The sequence below is a fragment of the Methylibium sp. Pch-M genome (genome assembly GCF_004136295.1).
In the GTDB taxonomy this organism is placed as follows: Bacteria; Pseudomonadota; Gammaproteobacteria; order Burkholderiales; family Burkholderiaceae_C; genus Methylibium; species Methylibium petroleiphilum.
Window position 1 is genome coordinate 689,044 of record NZ_CP029606.1, and the last position, 17,719, is coordinate 706,762.

Annotated in this window: 14 protein-coding genes; 9 read left to right on the forward strand and 5 right to left on the reverse strand. The window is 71.2% G+C overall.

The window, feature by feature from the left end:
* Window positions 1-3 precede the first annotated feature (3 nt).
* Window positions 4-1,602 (forward strand): ATP-binding protein, encoded by a 1,599-nt coding sequence (locus C1M51_RS03280; protein WP_129448215.1) that lies wholly within the window; start codon window positions 4-6, stop codon window positions 1,600-1,602.
* 19 nt (window positions 1,603-1,621) lie between these two features.
* Here C1M51_RS03280 and argJ read toward each other — a convergent pair whose 3' ends face one another.
* The 3 genes from argJ to C1M51_RS03295 all read right to left on the reverse strand — a co-directional run bounded on the left by argJ (window position 1,622) and on the right by C1M51_RS03295 (window position 6,851).
* Window positions 1,622-2,851: a bifunctional glutamate N-acetyltransferase/amino-acid acetyltransferase ArgJ gene (gene argJ, locus C1M51_RS03285; protein ID WP_129448216.1), complete on the reverse strand. Its 1,230-nt coding sequence runs from the start codon at window positions 2,849-2,851 to the stop codon at window positions 1,622-1,624.
* Between the two features lie 22 nt (window positions 2,852-2,873).
* Window positions 2,874-5,630: a preprotein translocase subunit SecA gene (gene secA / locus C1M51_RS03290; protein WP_129448217.1), complete on the reverse strand. Its 2,757-nt coding sequence runs from the start codon at window positions 5,628-5,630 to the stop codon at window positions 2,874-2,876.
* Between the two features lie 222 nt (window positions 5,631-5,852).
* The gene (locus C1M51_RS03295; RefSeq protein ID WP_129448218.1) at window positions 5,853-6,851 is read right to left on the reverse strand and encodes a M23 family metallopeptidase; all 999 of its coding nucleotides are present in this window, start codon (window positions 6,849-6,851) and stop codon (window positions 5,853-5,855) included.
* Window positions 6,852-6,868: 17 nt separating this feature from the next.
* On the opposite strand from C1M51_RS03295, the gene C1M51_RS03300 reads away from it, so the two are divergent.
* Complete coding sequence (locus C1M51_RS03300) at window positions 6,869-7,186, forward strand: hypothetical protein (RefSeq protein ID WP_129448219.1); 318 nt, start codon at window positions 6,869-6,871, stop codon at window positions 7,184-7,186.
* Between the two features lie 69 nt (window positions 7,187-7,255).
* Here the strand turns inward: C1M51_RS03300 and C1M51_RS03305 are convergent, their stop codons facing one another.
* Both C1M51_RS03305 and C1M51_RS03310 read right to left on the reverse strand, forming a co-directional pair.
* Window positions 7,256-7,957 (reverse strand): ABC transporter ATP-binding protein, encoded by a 702-nt coding sequence (locus tag C1M51_RS03305; protein ID WP_207207792.1) that lies wholly within the window; start codon window positions 7,955-7,957, stop codon window positions 7,256-7,258.
* Complete coding sequence (locus C1M51_RS03310; protein WP_129448220.1) at window positions 7,950-9,206, reverse strand: lipoprotein-releasing ABC transporter permease subunit; 1,257 nt, start codon at window positions 9,204-9,206, stop codon at window positions 7,950-7,952. Before C1M51_RS03310 ends, C1M51_RS03305 begins: the two co-directional genes overlap by 8 nt.
* Window positions 9,207-9,312: 106 nt before the next feature.
* On the opposite strand from C1M51_RS03310, the gene C1M51_RS03315 reads away from it, so the two are divergent.
* From C1M51_RS03315 to C1M51_RS03345, 7 genes are all read left to right on the forward strand, one after another.
* Complete coding sequence (locus tag C1M51_RS03315; protein WP_165349644.1) at window positions 9,313-10,206, forward strand: TraB/GumN family protein; 894 nt, start codon at window positions 9,313-9,315, stop codon at window positions 10,204-10,206.
* 32 nt (window positions 10,207-10,238) lie between these two features.
* Window positions 10,239-11,168 carry a hypothetical protein gene (locus tag C1M51_RS03320; protein ID WP_129448222.1) on the forward strand — a complete coding sequence of 310 codons (930 nt, stop codon included), beginning with the start codon at window positions 10,239-10,241 and terminating at the stop codon, window positions 11,166-11,168.
* Between the two features lie 22 nt (window positions 11,169-11,190).
* A complete protein-coding gene (recJ, locus tag C1M51_RS03325) occupies window positions 11,191-12,936 on the forward strand; it encodes a single-stranded-DNA-specific exonuclease RecJ (RefSeq protein ID WP_129448223.1) in 1,746 nt (581 codons plus the stop codon).
* A 154-nt stretch (window positions 12,937-13,090) separates the two neighbouring features.
* Window positions 13,091-14,413: a PQQ-dependent sugar dehydrogenase gene (locus C1M51_RS03330; protein WP_129448224.1), complete on the forward strand. Its 1,323-nt coding sequence runs from the start codon at window positions 13,091-13,093 to the stop codon at window positions 14,411-14,413.
* A 107-nt stretch (window positions 14,414-14,520) separates the two neighbouring features.
* Entirely contained in the window at window positions 14,521-15,633 is a 1,113-nt protein-coding gene (locus C1M51_RS03335; RefSeq protein WP_129448225.1) for a PQQ-dependent sugar dehydrogenase, read from the forward strand.
* Between the two features lie 34 nt (window positions 15,634-15,667).
* Complete coding sequence (locus C1M51_RS03340; protein WP_011830337.1) at window positions 15,668-16,345, forward strand: response regulator; 678 nt, start codon at window positions 15,668-15,670, stop codon at window positions 16,343-16,345.
* Window positions 16,342-17,706, forward strand: coding sequence for an ATP-binding protein (locus C1M51_RS03345; protein WP_129448226.1), 1,365 nt, complete (start codon window positions 16,342-16,344; stop codon window positions 17,704-17,706). Before C1M51_RS03340 ends, C1M51_RS03345 begins: the two co-directional genes overlap by 4 nt.
* Window positions 17,707-17,719: the final 13 nt, after the last annotated feature.

The window sequence follows — 17,719 nt, forward strand, 5'->3', positions numbered from 1 at the left end:
CCGATGGAAGCCCTTCTGCATCTGCTGCACCTCGAAGACGACGCACTCGACGCCGACCTGCTGTGTCGCACCGTGCAGCACCTGGGGGTGCGCGCCGAATGGCAACGCGTGTCGACCGCTGCCGACTATGTGCAGGCGCTGGGCGAGCACCGCTTCGACGCGATCCTCAGCGACAGCGAAGTGCCGGGCCTGGACGGTCTGCGGGCGCTGCAACTGGCCGGTGAACGGCAACCCGGGGCGCCCTTCATCTTCGTCAGCGGCCACGCGGACGGGCAGCGTGCGCAGCAGTGGCTGGCGGCCGGCGCCGCCGATGTCGTGCCGAAGGACGCACTGTGGCGGCTGGCGCCGGCGTTGCGGCACCCGCTGCTGCGGGCCGACCGCGATCGACTGGCCTGGCGCGCGCGCGGCATGGCGCTGCTGGTCGACATCGTCAAGCAACTCTCGCTGGCGCGCAGCGTGGAGCAGATCATGGCCATCGTGCGCCACGGTGCCCGCGAGCTGACCTCGGCCGATGGGGCCACCTTCATCCTGCGCGACGGCGACCTGTGCCACTACGCCGACGAGGATGCGATCGAGCCGCTGTGGAAGGGACAGCGCTTCCCGATGTCGGCCTGCGTCAGTGGCTGGGTCATGCTCCAGCGCACGCCCGCCGTCATCCCCGACATCTACCAGGACCCGCGCGTGCCGGTCGACGCCTACCGCCCGACCTTCGTGCGCAGCATGGCGATGGTGCCGATCCGCAGCGAGTCGCCGATCGGCGCCATCGGCAACTACTGGGCACGCCCCTACCGGCCGAGCACCGACGAGGTGTCACTGCTGCAGGCCCTGGCCGACACGACCTCGGTCGCGATCGAGAACGTGCAGACGCTGCAGGAACTGGAGCACCGGGTGCAGGAGCGGACCGCCGCGCTGCGCGAAGCCAACGCCGGTCTGGAAGCCTTTTCCTACAGCGTCGCCCACGACCTGCGGGCCCCGCTGCGGGCGATCAGCGGCTACAGCGGCCTGCTCGCCGACCATCACCGTTCGCAGCTCGATGCGGAAGGCCAGGGCTTCCTGGACCGCATCGGCAAGTCCGCGCGGCGCATGGAAGCGCTGATCGACGACCTCATCAAGCTGGCGCATGTCGGCCACGGCGACGTACGGCACCGCACGATCGACATCGGGCAACTCGCCCACGAGATCGTGGGCGTGCTGCGCGAGCAGAGTCCACGGGCCGGCATGACGGTGCGCATCGCCACCGGCCTGAAGGTCGTGGGCGATCTGGGCCTGCTGCGCGTCGTGCTGGAGAACCTGCTGTCGAACGCCTGGAAATACACCCTCCGGCGCGACGACGCGCTGATCGATCTGCAAGGCGCCCCAACGGCCGACGGTCAGCTCGTCTGCCAGATTCGCGACAACGGCGTGGGCTTCGACATGACGGCGGCCGAACACCTGTTCGAGCCGTTCCAGCGCCTGCACGGCGACGTCGAGTTCGCGGGCACCGGCATCGGGTTGGCGATCGTGCGCCGCGCGATCCACCGCATGGGCGGGCGGCTCTGGGCGGAATCCGAGAAGGACCGTGGCGCGACCTTCTACTTCGCACTGCCGCTGGGCCGCGGCTGACGCCGCTTCGGACGACCGCTCAACTGCGGTAGTCGGCGTTGATCGTCACGTAGTCGTGCGAGAGATCGCAGGTCCACACGGTGGCATGGGCCGCCCCGCGGTGCAGATCGACCCGCACGGTGATCTCGCTCTGCTTCATCACGCGCTGGCCGTCGGCCTCCTGGTAGGCGGGATGGCGACCGCCCTTCGTCGCGACGTGCACGTCGTCGAGGTAGAGGTCGATCAGTGACTGGTCGAGGTCGGTGATGCCCGCATAGCCTACCGCGGCGAGGATCCGGCCCAGGTTGGGATCGCTGGCGAAGAAAGCGGTCTTCACCAGCGGTGAATGCGCGATCGCGTAGGCGACCAGCCGGCCCTCCTCCTTCGAGCGGCCGCCGTCGACGCGCACCGTGATGAACTTCGTCGCACCCTCGCCGTCGCGCACGATCGCCTGCGCGAGCTGCTGCGACACCGCGATCACCGCCTCGCGCAGCGCCGCACCTTCGGGCGACTCGAGTGCCGTGATCTCGTCGTGTGCCGCCTGGCCCGTGGCGACCAGCACGAAACTGTCGTTGGTGGACGTGTCGCCATCGATGGTGATGCGGTTGAAGGACCGGTCGGCCGCCTCGCGTACGAGCGCCTGCAAGGCGCGCGGAGCCACCCTGGCATCGGTGGCCACGAATCCGAGCATCGTCGCCATGTTGGGACGGATCATCCCCGCGCCCTTGGCGATGCCGGTCACCGTCACCGTCCGGCCGCCGATCTGCAGTTGACGCGACGCTGCCTTGGGCAGGGTGTCGGTGGTCATGATGGCCTCGGCAGCGGCCGGCCAGTTGTCGGCCCGGCAGTCGGCCAGCGCGGCCGGCAGCCCGGCCTCGATGCGGTCGGTGGGCAGCGTCTCCATGATCACGCCGGTCGAGAACGGCAGCACTTGCTCCGGCGCGATGTCGAGCCGGCGGGCCAGCGCCACGCAGGTGGAGAACGCGCGCACCAGCCCATCCTCGCCGGTGCCGGCGTTCGCGTTGCCGGTGTTGACGACGAGCGCCCGCACGCCGACGGCGGCCTCCAGGTGCTTGCGACACAGCTGCACCGGCGCGGCGCAGAAACGGTTCTGCGTGAACACCGCCGCCACCGTCGAGCCCTCGGCCAGCTTGAAGACGCTCAGGTCGCGCCGGCCCGCCTTGCGCACGCCGGCCATCGCGATGCCGATCTCGACCCCCGGCACGGGATGCAAGTCGGCGGCGTTCGGGGCAGCGAGGTTCACGGGCATGGGGCTCTCCGGGTCGCTGTGCTCAAGCCAATCGGCCGTGACACTGCTTGTACTTCTTGCCGCTGCCGCACGGGCAGGGGTCGTTGCGGCCGGCCCGCGGCACCTCGGCCATGCGGTTCGCTACTTCGGTGGCCGGATCGGCCTCGACCGCCACGCCACCGTCTTCGGTGGGGTGCGTGTAGGTGAGGTTGCTGATGGCTTCGGCCTTCTCCTCCAGCGCCTCGGCCGCCTGCGTGACTTCCTCGGTGCTGCGGATGCGTACCGTCATCAGCAGGCGGGTGACGTCCATCTTCACCGTGTCGAGCAGGGTCGAGAACAGCTCGAAGGCCTCGCGCTTGTACTCCTGCTTCGGGTTCTTCTGGGCGTAGCCGCGCAGGTGGATGCCCTGGCGCAGGTAGTCGAGCGCTGCCAGATGCTCGCGCCAGTGCGTGTCGATCGATTGCAACAGCACCGCGCGCTCGAAGCCGGAGAACTGCTCCTCGCCGACCAGCGCCACCTTGCCGGCATAGGTCTCGTCGGCGGTCTTGGCGACCATCTCGACCAGATCCTCATCGGTGATCGCATCGCTCTTGTCCACCTGCGCGGCGATCGGCACGTCGAGCTGCCATTCGTCGCGCAGCACCTTCTCCAGGCCGGGGATGTCCCACTGCTCCTCGACACTCTCGACCGGCACGAAGGTGCGCACCACATCGGTCATCGCACCACGACGCAGATGGGCGATCTGGGCACCGAGCTCCTTCGATTCGAGGATGTCGTTGCGCTGCTGGTAGATCACCTTGCGCTGGTCATTCGAGACGTCGTCGTACTCGAGCAGCTGCTTGCGGATGTCGAAGTTGCGCGCCTCGACCTTGCGCTGCGCGCCCTCGATGCTGCGCGAGACGATGCCGGCCTCGATGGCCTCGCCATCGGGCATCTTCAGGCGCTCCATGATCGCCTTGACACGGTCGCCGGCGAAGATGCGCATCAGCGGATCCTCGAGCGACAGGTAGAAGCGCGAGGCGCCCGGGTCGCCCTGGCGGCCCGAACGGCCGCGCAGCTGGTTGTCGATGCGGCGCGACTCGTGGCGCTCGGTGGCCACGATGCGCAGGCCGCCGGCGGCCTTGACCTGCTCGTGCAGGCCGGCCCATTCGTCCTTGAGCTGCTGGATGCGGCGCAGCTTGTCGTCGGCCGGGATGGCGTCGTCGGCCTCGATGAACTGCACCTGCTTCTCGACGTTGCCGCCCAGCACGATGTCGGTGCCGCGGCCGGCCATGTTGGTGGCGATGGTCACCGCCTTCGGCCTGCCGGCCTGGGCGATGATCTCCGCCTCGCGGGCATGCTGCTTGGCGTTGAGCACCTCGTGCGGGAGCTTGTACTTCTCGAGCAGCTTCGAGATCAGTTCGGAGTTTTCGATCGATGTGGTGCCCACCAGCACCGGCTGGCCGCGCTCGTAGCAGTCCTGGATGTCCTTGACCACCGCCTCGTAGCGCTCGCGCGAGGTCTTGTAGACCAGGTCGAGCTCGTCGCGGCGCTGGGTCGGCTTGTTGGGCGGGATCACCACGGTCTCCAGGCCGTAGATCTCCTGGAACTCGTAGGCCTCGGTGTCGGCCGTGCCGGTCATGCCGGCGAGCTTGCCGTACATGCGGAAGTAGTTCTGGAAGGTGATCGAGGCCAGCGTCTGGTTCTCGGCCTGGATCTGCACGCCTTCCTTGGCCTCGACCGCCTGGTGCAGGCCGTCGCTCCAGCGCCGCCCGGTCATCAGGCGGCCGGTGAACTCGTCGACGATGACGACCTCGCCGTTCTGCACCACGTAATGCTGATCGCGGTGGTACAGATGGCGCGCGCGCAGCGCAGCGTACAGGTGGTGCATCAGCGTGATGTTGGCGGCGTCGTACAGGCTCGCCCCCTCGACCAGCAGACCGGCCTGCGCGAGCAGCGCCTCGGCATGCTCGTGCCCCGCCTCGGTCAGCACCACCTGGTGGGTCTTCTCGTCAGCGGTGAAGTCACCAGCCTCGATCACGCCTTCGCCGGTGCGCGGATCGGCCTCGCCGATCTGCTTCTTCAGCAGCGGCGCGACCGCGTTGATGCGCAGGTAAAGCTCGGTCTGGTCCTCGGCCTGGCCGCTGATGATCAGCGGCGTGCGCGCCTCGTCGATCAGGATCGAGTCGACCTCGTCGACGATCGCGAAATTCAGCGAGCGCTGCACCCGATCGGCCACCTCGGTCACCATGTTGTCGCGCAGGTAGTCGAAGCCGAACTCGTTGTTGGTGCCGTAGGTCACGTCGGCAGCGTAGGCGGCCTGCTTGGCCTCGCGCGTCATCTGCGGGCCGTTGACCCCGACCGTCAGCCCGAGGAAGTTGTACAGCCGTCCCATCCACTCGGCATCGCGCCGCGCGAGGTAGTCGTTGACCGTCACCACGTGCACGCCCTGGCCGGCCAGCGCGTTCAGGTAGACCGGCAGCGTCGCCATCAGCGTCTTGCCCTCGCCGGTACGCATCTCGCCGATCTTGCCGTTGTGCAGCGTCATGCCACCGATCAGCTGGACGTCGAAGTGGCGCATCTTCAGTGCCCGCTTGCTGCCCTCGCGCACGACGGCAAAGGCCTCGGGCAGCAGCTGGTCGAGCGTCTCGCCGTCGGCCACGCGTTGCTTGAACGCCTCGGTCTTGGCCCGCAGTTCGACATCCCCGAGCTGCTCGAACTGCGGCTCGAGGGCGTTGATCTGATCGACCACTCGCCGGTACTGCTTGAGGAGCCGTTCGTTGCGGCTGCCGAAAATCGAGGTGAGAAGCTTGGGCAACATGCGGGGAATCGGTCGATGAGGGGTGAAGCGGCCCGCCACGTGGCGAGCACAGCAACCGCCGGGCCATCACGCCACGCCACAGTGCAGCCCCGGGCTGCAAGCAACTGCGGATGGCACTCCGGAATACAAGAGCGGCGCCCGTTCGGCGCCGCACTCAGCCCAGAACTCTACCACCCGCCCCGGGATGCCCCACCCTCGCAACGGGACTTCCGGGCCGTCGTGTCAGCGGGCCTCTGCCGTGCGGTTCGCAGCCCGAGCGACATTGCCCGCAGGCAGCCGGGAAGCCTGCGCCAGGAACTTCGCCGGATCCTGCGGCGCGCCATCGACCAGCACCTCGAAATGCAGGTGCGGCCCGGTCGAGCGGCCGGTGCTGCCGACCTCGGCGATCTTCTGGCCGCGACGGATCAGGTCGCCGGGCGCCACCAGCAGCCGCGCCGCGTGGGCATACCGCGTCACCAGGCCGTTGCCGTGATCGAGTTCGACCGTGCGGCCGTAGGCGGGGTGGGTCTCGGCGCTCAGCACCACGCCGCCCGCCGCCGCCAGGATGGCGGTGCCGGTCTCGGCCGGGAAATCCAGGCCGGTGTGGAGCGCGCCGCGGCCGGTGAAGGGATCGGTCCGGAAGCCGAAGCCCGAGCCCACCGGCCCATCGACCGGGGCCGAGCTCGGCACCATCAGCGCCCGCAGTCGCGTCTCGAGCAGGCGCGACTCGACCAGCGTGAACACGTCGCTGTGGCGGTCGGCCCCTTCATCCAGCGCGGCGATCGCCTGGTTCAGCTGCGCCAACGACGGCGAATCGACCGGCACATAGGGCCCGCCCCGCCCGCCGCCGAGGGCCGCGCGGGCGGGAACCGGCGGCGCCGGACGGTCGAGGCCGCGGAAATCCTCGGGCTTCAGGCCGGCCAGCCCCGAGACGCGCTCACCCATCGTCTCTAGCTTCATCAGCTTGGCCTGCATCTCGCCGACCTTGGAGGCCATGGCGTCGAGGTTCTCGCGCATGAAGCGGTCGCGCTGCGCGATCTCGTCGCGCACCACCAGCTTGACCACCTGGCTGACCACCGGCCAACCCTCGCGCGCGGCCTTCAGGAACACGAAGTGGTAGATCGCGCCCGACAGCGCCAGCAGCAACCCCACGAGGAAGGTCCCCACGATCGCGAGCTTCCAGGCCGGCAGGTCGAGCACGCGGGTGCGCGCGTAGCGGCCATGGGTCACTATGATCTGCATACGGTCTCCTTCATCCCATGGCCCTGCATCCCAACTCCAGCCTGCCCGTCGCGCTGCCGATCGGCGATGCGCTGGCGCAGTCGGAGCCGCTCGTGCGGCTGCAGGCGCTGCTGCGCGAATCGAACGCGCGTTTCGACGTGATCCGCCCGCTGCTGCCCGCTGCGCTGGCCGCTCAGGTGAGGCCGGGCCCGGTGGACGAACAAGGCTGGGCGCTGCTTGCGGGCAACACGGCCGTGGCGGCCAAGTTGCGGCAGTTGCTGCCCCGTTTCGAGGCCGCGCTGCAGCAGCAGGGCTGGAAGGGTAGCGCGATCCGCATCCGGGTTCAATCGAGCTGATCCGGCGCGGGCGGTACCAGTGCACGCCCGGGCCGGCGTCGGCCGGCCACTGTGCAACAGCCTGTGAGCTCAGGCCTCCAGCGTGCCGCGATCGAGCCGCACGCGCCGGTGGCAGCGTGCCGCCAGCGCGTCGTCGTGCGTCACCATCACGTAGGCGGTGCCCTGGGCCTGTGCCAGGTCGAGCATCAGCGCGAACACGCCGTCGGCGGTGGCGCGGTCGAGGTTGCCGGTGGGCTCGTCGGCCAGCACGCAGGCCGGCCGCGTGACCAGCGCCCGGGCCACCGCCACGCGCTGGCGCTCGCCGCCCGACAGCTCGGACGGCCGGTGCGCGGTGCGCGCCGCCAGCCCCACGGCCGCGAGCATGTCGCGCGCCTCGGCATGCGCCGCGTCGCGCGGCAGGCGCCGGATCAGCAGCGGCATGGCCACGTTGTCGAGCGCGCTGAACTCAGGCAGCAGGTGGTGGAACTGGTAGATGAAGCCGAGGTGCCGGTTGCGCCAGGCGCCTTGGGCCGCTGCATCCATCGCGGCGAAGTCGCGGCCCATCAACTGCACGCTGCCGGTGCTGGGCGTGTCGAGCCCGCCGAGCAGGTGCAGCAGCGTGCTCTTGCCCGAGCCAGACGCCCCCACCACCGCGAGCGTCTCGCCGCGCGCCACCTGCAGATCCACGCCGCGCAGCACTGCCACGTCGAGACCGCCCTCGGTGAAGCGCTTGTGCAGGCCGCGCGCCTGCAGCACGTCCGCGGCGCCGGCCGCTGCCATCGGCTCATTCATAGCGCAGGGCCTGGGCCGGCTGCACGCGGCTCGCGCGCCAGCTGGGGTAGATCGTCGCGACGAAGGCGAGCAGCAGCGACACCAGGCCGATCGGCACGATGTCGGCCGACTGCGGATCGCTCGGCATGCGGCTGATCAGGTAGATGCTGCCGGGCAGGAAGCTCGCGTTGAACAGGCGCTCCAGCGCAGGCACGATCACGTCGATGTTGAGCGACACCAGCAGCCCCAGCGCCAGTCCCGAGCAGGTGCCGATCACGCCCGAGGCCGCGCCCTGCACCATGAAGATCCCCATGATCGAGCGCGGGCTGGCGCCCAGTGTGCGCAGGATCGCGATGTCGGCCTGCTTGTCGGTCACCGTCATCACCAGCGTGCTGACCAGGTTGAAGGCCGCCACCGCGACGATCAGCGTGAGGATGATGAACATCATGCGCTTCTCGAGCTGCACGGCGTCGAACCAGTTGCGGTTGGTACGGGTCCAGTCGCGCACGCTGACCGTGGGGCCGAGCCGCTCGGCCAGCTCGAAGCCGACGCGCCGCGCCTGCTGCTGGTCGCGCAGCCTGAGCTGCACGCCGGTGGGCCCGTCCACGCGGAACAGCCGCGCGGCGTCGTCGATGTGCATCAGCGCCAGTCCGCTGTCGTACTCGTAGTGGCCGGCGTTGAAGGTGCCCACCACCGTCATCTGCTTGAGCCGCGGCACCACGCCGGCCGGCGTGACCTGGCCGTTGGGCGTGACCAGCGTCACCGGGTCGCCCACCTTCACGCCCAGCGTGCGCGCCAGCTCGCCGCCCAGCACGATGCCCCAGGCGCCCGGCTTCAGGCCGGCGAAGGCGCCGTCGCGGGATTGCGCCGCCAGCGGCGTCACGTTCGCTTCCTCGGCCGGATCGATGCCGCGCACGACGGCGCCGCGCATGTCCTCGCCGCGTGCGATCAGCGCCTGGGTGGCGATGAAGGGCGCCGCACCCAGCACCTCGGGATTGCCGCGTGCCGCCGCGGCGGTGGCGCGCCAGTCGGGCAGCGCATTGCCACCGGCCTCGAAGATCTCCACGTGCGCGATGACGCTCAGCATGCGGTCGCGCACTTCCTTCTGGAAGCCGTTCATCACCGACAGCACGATGATCAATGCCGCCACCCCGAGCGCGATGCCGAGCATCGACACGCCCGAGATGAAGGAGATGAAGCCGTTGCGCCGCCCGCCGCGGCCGGCGCGGGTGTAGCGCCAGCCGATGGTGAGTTCGTAGGGCCAGTGCATGAGCAGCGGGATGCTACCCGAGGCGATCCGGCCTCGCGGCGGTAGGGATCGCTGCGGCGCGTTAGGCTGGCCGCCCTCGCACCCGCAAAGACGAAGGAGTCTCGACATGCCGCTGCACCGTCTCGCCGCTGCACTGGTGGCCCTGCTGGTGCTCGCTGTCGGCGCCGCAGTCGCCGCACCGTTCGACCGCGGCCTGCTGTGGCGCATCGAGCGCGACGGTCGGCCGGCGAGTCACGTCTACGGCACCATCCACCTCGACGACGCCCGCGCCAAGGCCTTCGGCCCGCAGGTGGACGAGGCCCTGGCCGCGTCGCGCGCCCTGGTGGTGGAGATGCTCGACGACGCCGACAGCCGTAGCGCGTTCGAGGCGGCCGCCCGGCTGCCGCCGGGTCGCAGCCTGCGCACGCTCGCCGGGCCCGAGCGCTTCGAACGCGTGGCGTCTCGGCTCTCGGAGCGCTATGGCCTGCCGTCCGCCACCACCGAGCGCCTGACGCCCTGGGCCGCCTACCTGACGCTGTCGCAGCCGCCGCGGCCGCAGGGCGAGATCGCCGACGCCGCGCTGCAGCGCATCGCTCGGCAGCGCGGGCTCCCGGTCGTGCCGCTCGAGACGGCGCGGGAACAGATCGCCTCGATCGCGGCCGTGCAGACCGGGCACATGCTGGCGCTGCTGGATGTGCAGGCGCGGCGCCACGACGAAGCCGTCGCCGCCATCGACACGCTGCTGGCGCGCTATCTCGAGGAAGACCTCGACGGCATGCTGCAGAACGAGGAACTCGCACTGCAGGACGAACCCTCGCTGCGCCCCGCCTTCGGCGACCTGTTCGAGCAGATCCTGGTCCGCCGCAGCGCCCGCATGGTCGAGCGCATGCAGCCCCGGCTGGAGCGCGGCGGCGCCTTCGTCGCGATCGGCGCCCTGCACCTGCACGGTGAGCAGGGCGTGCTGGCGCTGCTGGAGCGGGCCGGCTGGCGGGTGCGGCGCGTCGAGATGCAGCGCCGCTGAGCCGCCCGGGGACCGGCCCGGATAATCCCGCCATGCACCTCGTGATCCCCTTCGCCGCCCCGCTGTCCGAGGCCGGCCGGCACGCGTTGGGCGAGCTCGCGCTGCCGGCGCTCGACGCGCTGCTGGGCCGGCTCACGGCCGACCCCCTGAACGAAGGCGACGAGTACCAGCTCTCGCCACCACACGAGCGGGTGCTCGCCCGCGCGCTGGGCTGGCGGGGGGCCGACGGCGCCCTGCCCTGGGCGGCTCGCGCCGCCGCCGCCGACGGCCTGGACACCGGCGACCTGGCCTGGGGCCTGCTGAGCCCGGTGCACTGGCAGATCGGCCGCGAGCACCTGACGATGGACGACCCCGAGTCGCTGGCGCTCGACGCGGCCGAGTCGCGCGCCGCCTTCGATGCCGTGCGACCACTGTTCGAGAGCGAAGGCTGGCTGTGCGCCTGGGGCGCGCCGACGCGCTGGTACGTCGCGCACGAGACCCTGGCCGACCTGCCGACCGCGTCGCTCGACCGCGTGATCGGCCGCAACCCCGATCTGTGGATGCCCGAGCACCCGGCCGCGCGTTTCGTGAAGCGGCTGCAGAACGAAGTGCAGATGCTGCTCTACACGCACGCGCTGAACGACGCCCGCGAAGCGTCCGGTCGGGACCCGCTGAACAGCTTCTGGCTCAGCGGCTGCGGCCCCCACCAGCCGGACCGCGGCGAGGCCCTGCAGGTGCTGGACGCGCTGCGCGCGCCGGCGCTGCGCGAGGACTGGGCCGCCTGGTCCGAGGCCTGGCGCGCGCTGGACGCTGGCCCGCTGCGCGAGGCGCTGGCGCGCGCCCGCCGTGGCGAGGCGCTGCGGCTCAGCCTGTGCGGCGAACGGCATGCGCAGGACTTCGTGCTGCAGCCGCGCGGCGTCCTGGCCGCACTGCGCAGTCGCTTCCAGCAATCCCAGGCGGCCCGCCTGATGGCCGCGCTCTGAACGGACCGCGACGCGCCCGCCCATGCAGATCACCGTCCGCGACGTCCCGCCCCGCACCGCCTGGTCGCTCGAACAGGCCGGCGTGTCACCGCTGCTCGCACGGCTGTTCGCGGCGCGCGGCATCACCGCGGCCGAGCAGCTCGACGATTCGCTCGCCCTGCTGCTTCCGCCCAATGCGCTGCAGGGAGCGGCCGATGCGGCCCGCCTGCTGGCCGATGCGACGCAGCAGCGCCGGCGCATCGTCGTCGTCGCCGACTACGACTGCGACGGCGCGACCGCCTGTGCGGTGGCCCTGCGCGGGCTGCGCCTGCTCGGCGCCGCGCCCGAGACCCTGGGCTACGTGGTACCCGACCGACAGGTGCATGGCTACGGGCTCACGCCGGCGATCGTCGACCTGGCCTTCGGCGTGTTCGGAGGCCCGGCGCCAGAGGTGCTGGTGACGGTGGACAACGGCATCGCCAGCCTCGACGGCGTGGCGCACGCCAAGGCCCGCGGCCTGCAGGTGCTGGTGACCGACCACCACCTGCCGGCGCTCCAGGACGGCCGCGTCGTGCTGCCGGCGGCCGACGTGATCGTCAACCCCAACCAGCCCGGCTGCCCGTTCGAGAGCAAGGCGCTGGCTGGCGTCGGCGTGATGTTCTACGTGCTGCTGGCGCTGCGCAGCGAACTTCGCTCGCGCGGCACGTTCGACGCCGCCGCGCAACCCCGGCTCGACGCGCTGCTGGACCTGGTGGCGCTGGGCACCGTGGCCGACGTGGTGAAGCTCGACGCGAACAACCGCCGCCTCGTGGCGCAGGGGCTGCGGCGCATCCGCAGCGGGCGAATGCAGCCGGGCGTGCGCGCGCTGTTCGACGCAGCGGCCCGCGACCCGGCCCGCGCCAGCGGGTTCGACTTCGGCTTCGCGCTCGGGCCGCGCCTCAACGCGGCCGGCCGCATGGAGAACATGACGCTGGGCATCGAATGCCTGCTGACCGACGACGCCGCCCGCGCCACCGCGCTGGCGCAGCAGCTCGACGCGATCAACCGCGAGCGCCGCGAGGTCGAGAGCGGCATGCGCGAGCAGGCCGAAGCGATGCTCGAGGCGCTGGTCGCACGCGACGATCACATGGCCGGGGCCGGCGACCCGCCGCCCGCGCTGGCGATCTACGACCCCGGTTTCCACGAGGGCGTGGTCGGCATCGTTGCCTCGCGCCTGAAGGACCGCAGCCACCGCCCGACCTTCGTGTTCGCGCGCGGCCAGGACGGGCAGCTGAAGGGCTCCGGCCGCTCGATCCCCGGCTTCCACCTGCGCGATGCGCTCGACCTCGTCAGCAAGCGCCACCCCGGACTGCTGCGCCGCTTCGGCGGCCACGCGATGGCGGCCGGCGCCACGCTGGCCGAGGCCGACTTCGCCCTCTTCGAGCGCGCGCTGGTCCAGGTGGCCGGCGAATGGCTGGACGCCGCGGCGCTGCAGCGCACGCTGCGCACCGACGGCTCGCTGGGCGCCGAGCACTTCAACGCCGACACCGTGCGGGCGCTCGAGGCCCAGGTGTGGGGCCAGGCCTTCGAACCGCCGGTGTTCAGCGACCGCGTCGAGGTGGTCTCGCAGCGGCTGGTGGGCGAGAAACACCTGAAACTCTCGGTACGCCACGGCGGCATGCTGCGTGACGCCATCTGGTTCGGCCACGCCGAGCCGCTGGCCGAGCAGGTGACGCTGGCCTACCAGCTGCGGCTGGACGAGTTCAACGGGCGGCAGCGCGTGCAGATGGTGGTCGAGGCAGCGCTCTGAGGCCCTTGCGGATCGCGCTGAAAGCGCGATGTCAGCCAGCACTTGTCCGACACGGTGCCGCGGCAACATCCTGCAATACCTCGCCTGCTCGAAGTGTCATGATCGTTTCCGGCCTCGATACCACACCGGGCCTTTTGCCCGCGAGGAGACCGCCATGAACACCCGCCAGCGCAACGAAGCGACTTCTCCTGTCACGGCGTGCCCGTCCGCCCCCGTGAGCCGGGCGCCGGCTCCGCTGCACAGGCTGTGGGCCGCAGCGGCCCTGTGCCTGGTCTCTGCCTGCGGTGGCGGTGGGGGCGGCGATGACGCTCCGGCGCCGCCGACCACGACACCCGCTCCGCCCGCGGGATCGCCCCCCGCCGCACCGTCGACGCCACCACGCGCCACCACGATCAACAGCAGCCTGTCGTCGCCCTGGGGCCTGGCCTTCCTGCCGGACGGCCGCATGCTGATCACCCAGAAGAGCGGCGGCATGGTGATCGTCAGTGCCGGCGGCGGCAGCAAGGTCTCCGTGAGCGGCGTGCCGTCGGTCGCCACCGGCGGCCAGGGCGGGCTGCTGGATGTCGTGCTCGATCCCGACTTCGCCACCACGCCCTGGGTCTACTTCAGCTATTCGGAAGCCGGCTCCGGCAGCGGCTCGAATCCCGCGGGCACGGCCGTGGCACGGGCGCAACTCGTGGGCAATGCGCTGCAAAACCTCGCGGTCATCTTCCGACAGAGCCCGAAGGTCACCGCCACCAACCACTTCGGCGCGCGACTCGCCTTCCGCAGCGACAAGACACTGTTCATCACGCTCGGCGAGCGCCAGACCTACGACTCGGCCAACCTGACCGCCACGCGCGGCGCCCTGTTCGCGCAGGATCTCGGCACGACCCGCGGCAAAGTGGTGCGCATCCAGCGTGACGGGTCGCCAGCCGCCGGCAACCCCGGCATCGGCAGCGGCGCCGCGGCAGGCCTGGTCTGGAGCTACGGCCACCGCAATCCCCAGGGCGCGGCCGTCCACCCGACCACCGGCGATCTGTGGGTCACCGAGCACGGACCGCAAGGCGGCGACGAACTGAACCGCGTCGTGTCCGGCGGCAACTACGGGTGGCCGCTGGTCAGCTACGGCTGCGTGTACGGCGCGTCGTACTCCGGCAGCAACAACAGTGCCTGCCGCATCGGGGGCGGCACGCATGCGCCAGACTACCGGGAACCCGCCACCTACTGGGGACCGACGTCGATCGCCCCGTCCAGCCTGATGTTCTACACCGGCAGCGGCTTCCCGGAATGGCAGGGCAACGCGTTGCTCGGTGCGCTGGGGACGGATCAGGGGGTGTGGCGCGTGGTCTTGAACGGCAATGCGGTGGCGTCGCGCGAACTGCTGTCGATCAGCGGCCTGTCGGGCGAGCGCGTACGGCTGGTGCGCCAGGGCCCGGACGGCTGGCTCTACCTGCTGACCGACAGCGGCAAGCTGATCCGCGTCGACCGGCCTTGACCCGCGGACGGCAGTGCATCGCGCAACAGCCCCGTGCAGCGGTCGGTGGCCGGGCTGGGGTAGGGTGGCAGATCCGGCCCTCGCCGCCCGCTGACCGACCCGCCGCCATGCCCAAGCTGCTCCTCGCGCTCGCCCTCGTCCTCCTCGGTTCTACCGTCTCGGCGCAGGCCCTGCGCCTGACGCCGCTGGCCGGCGGTCTGCAGAACCCCTGGTCCATCGCCTTCCTGCCCGGCTTCGCGGCGCAGGGACGCCTGCTCGTCACCGAGCGCCCCGGCCGGCTGCGCGTGGTCGAGCGCGACGGCCGGCTGTCGGCGCCGATCCAGGGGCTGCCGCCGGTGGTGGCGCGTGGCCAGGGCGGCCTGCTCGACGTGGCGCTGCACCCCGGCTTCGAACGCAACCAGTGGGTCTACTGGAGCTATGCCGAGCCCGCGCCGGCGGGCCAGAGCGGCAACAGCACGGCCGTCGCACGCGGCCGCCTCGATCTCGCGGCGCTGGCGGTGAAGGACGTGCAGGTGGTGTTCCGGCAGGCCCCGAAGGTCGATTCGAACGCGCATTTCGGTTCCCGGCTGGTGTTCGCGCCCGACGGCACGCTGTTCATCACGCTGGGCGACCGCTACGGCCGGCGCGACGACGCCCAGACCCTCGACACCCACCATGGCAAGGTGGTGCGCATCACCGACGACGGCGGTGTTCCGGACGACAACCCCTTCGCGAAACGGCCCGGCGCCCTGCCCGAGATCTGGAGCTACGGCCATCGCAATCTGCAGGGCGCCGCGCTGCACCCGGCGAGCGGCGCGCTGTGGGTGCACGAGCACGGCCCGCAGGGCGGTGACGAACTCAACATCGCCACACGCGGCGCCAACCATGGCTGGCCTGTCATCACGCAAGGACGCGAGTACGGCACCGGCTGGAAGATCGGCGACGGCGTCGCGCGCGCTGATGTGGTGCCGGCGCTGACCACCTGGGTGCCGTCGATCGCGCCCAGCGGCATGGCCTTCGTCGGCGGCGACCGCTATCCGGCCTGGCGCGGGCAGCTGCTGGTCGGCGCGCTGAAGGTGCGCGGGCTGGCGCGGCTCGAGCTCGATGGCACGCGGGTCGTGCGCGAGCACCGCCACGAGCTCGACCTGCGCGTGCGCGACGTGCGCCAGGGCCCGGACGGCCTGCTCTACGTGCTGAGCGACGACGGCAGCGACGGCCGGATCTGGCGCATCGAGCCCTGAGGTCGCGCGGCCGCCGCCGTGGTATGAACGCGGCATGCGCATCCTGATTGTCGAAGACGACCGCCTGCTCGGCGATGGCCTGGCCGCCGGCCTGCGCTCCCTGGGCTTCGCCGTCGACTGGTTCACCGACGGCGCCCAGGCCGATGCCGCGCTGTCCCACACCCCCTACGACGCCATCGTGCTCGATCTCGGCCTGCCGGGCCGCGACGGCCTCGCCTGGCTGGCGCGCTGGCGCGGCCCGGGTCCCCTCCAGTCGACGCCGGTGCTGGTGCTGACCGCCCGCGACGGCATCGACCACCGCATCGCCGGGCTCGACACCGGCGCCGACGACTACCTCATCAAGCCGATCGAGACCACCGAACTGGCCGCGCGGCTGCGGGCGGTGCTGCGGCGCAGCCAGGGCCGACCACAGCCCCTGTGGCAGCACGGCGCGCTGAGCTACCAGCCGGCGGCCAAGGCCGTGCTCTGGCGCGGCAAGCCGGTCGTGCTGACGGCGCGCGAATGCGCGCTGCTCGAACTGCTGCTGGCGAACCCGCAGCGCGTGCTGCCCAAGTCGCTGATCACCGAGAAGCTGTATTCCTTCGAACAGGAGATCGAGAGCAACGCGCTCGAAGTCCACATCCACCACCTGCGCCGCAAGATCGATCCAAAGCTGGTGCGCACGGTACGGGGCATGGGCTACGCTCTCGGCCCGGCAGAGGACCTGGCATGACGCTGCAGCGCCGCATGATGCTGCTGCTGTTGCTCAGCGCACCGCTGGTGTGGACCGGCGGGCTGTTGTTCAGCCTCGACCGCGCCCGCCATGAGATCAACGAGCTGTTCGACACGCAGCTGATCCGCCTGGCGCGCCAGATGCAGTCGACGCTGCCCCTGGCGGACATCGACGTGATCGACCTGCCGCCCGCCGGAACGGCCGCACAGGCCGCACTGGGCGATGCCGAACTCGAGGACATGGCCACCGCGGTCTGGAACCGCGACGGGCGGCTGTTGCTGGTGGACCGCGAAGGCGTTCTGCTGCCGCGCCAACCGGATGCGTCGGGCTTCCACGACATGACGCTGGGCGGGGAGCTGTGGCGCGTCTACTACCTGCAGGCGTCGACGGGTGCGTGGCTGGTCGCCGTCGGCCAGATCATGAGCGAGCGCGATGAGCTCGTCTGGGACCTGATCGCGGGTCAGCTGCTGCCCTGGGCGCTCACCCTGCCCGTCCTGCTGCTGGTGATGGCTGCGGCGGTGCGGCAGGCCCTGAAGCCGGTGCGCACGCTCACCGGCGAGATCGACCGGCGCGCCGCGGACGACCTGCAGCCGCTGCCGGTGAACGACATGCCGAGCGATCTGCAGCCGCTGGTGCGGGCGATGAACACCATGCTGGAGCGCATCGCCGACATGCTCGACCGCGAACGCCGCTTCACCGCCGATGCCGCCCACGAGCTGCGCACCCCGCTGGCCGCGCTGCAGGCGCAATGGGACGCGGCCCGGCTGTCGGTCGGCGCGCCGGCCGAGGCCGACGCCAGCCAGGACAAGATCGGCCGCGGCCTGGCGCGCTTGAGCCGGCTCGTGACCCAGATGCTCGCGATGGCGCGGCTCGATCACGTCCAGAGTCACGCCGCCGGCACGCCGATCGTCTGGTCCGATGTCGTGGAGCAGGTCATCAACGAGGTGCTTCCGCTCGCCGATCGGGAGCGGGTCGAACTGGCCTGCGAGTGGCCCGCGGGCGCAGCCGCTCCCCTGCCTTTGAACGGCGACGCGAGCCTGCTCGCGTCGATGCTCCGCAACCTGATCGAGAACGCGCTGCGCCACACCCCGCCGAACGGCCACGTGACGCTGCGGCTGTCTGCCGATGGCATCGAGGTGCTCGACGAGGGACCTGGCGTGCCGCCAGAACACCTTTCGAGACTGGGCGACCGGTTCTTCCGGCCCCCGGGCGAGGAGACTCCGGGCAGCGGACTGGGCCTGTCGATCGTGCGGCGGATCGCCGAACTGCACGGACTGGCGGTCGACTGGGGGCCGCGCGACGACGCCCCGGGCTTTCGCGTGCGGGTGCGCCGCAAGCCTCCCTCGCTGCGGCCCGCCTGAGCCCGGCGCGCGC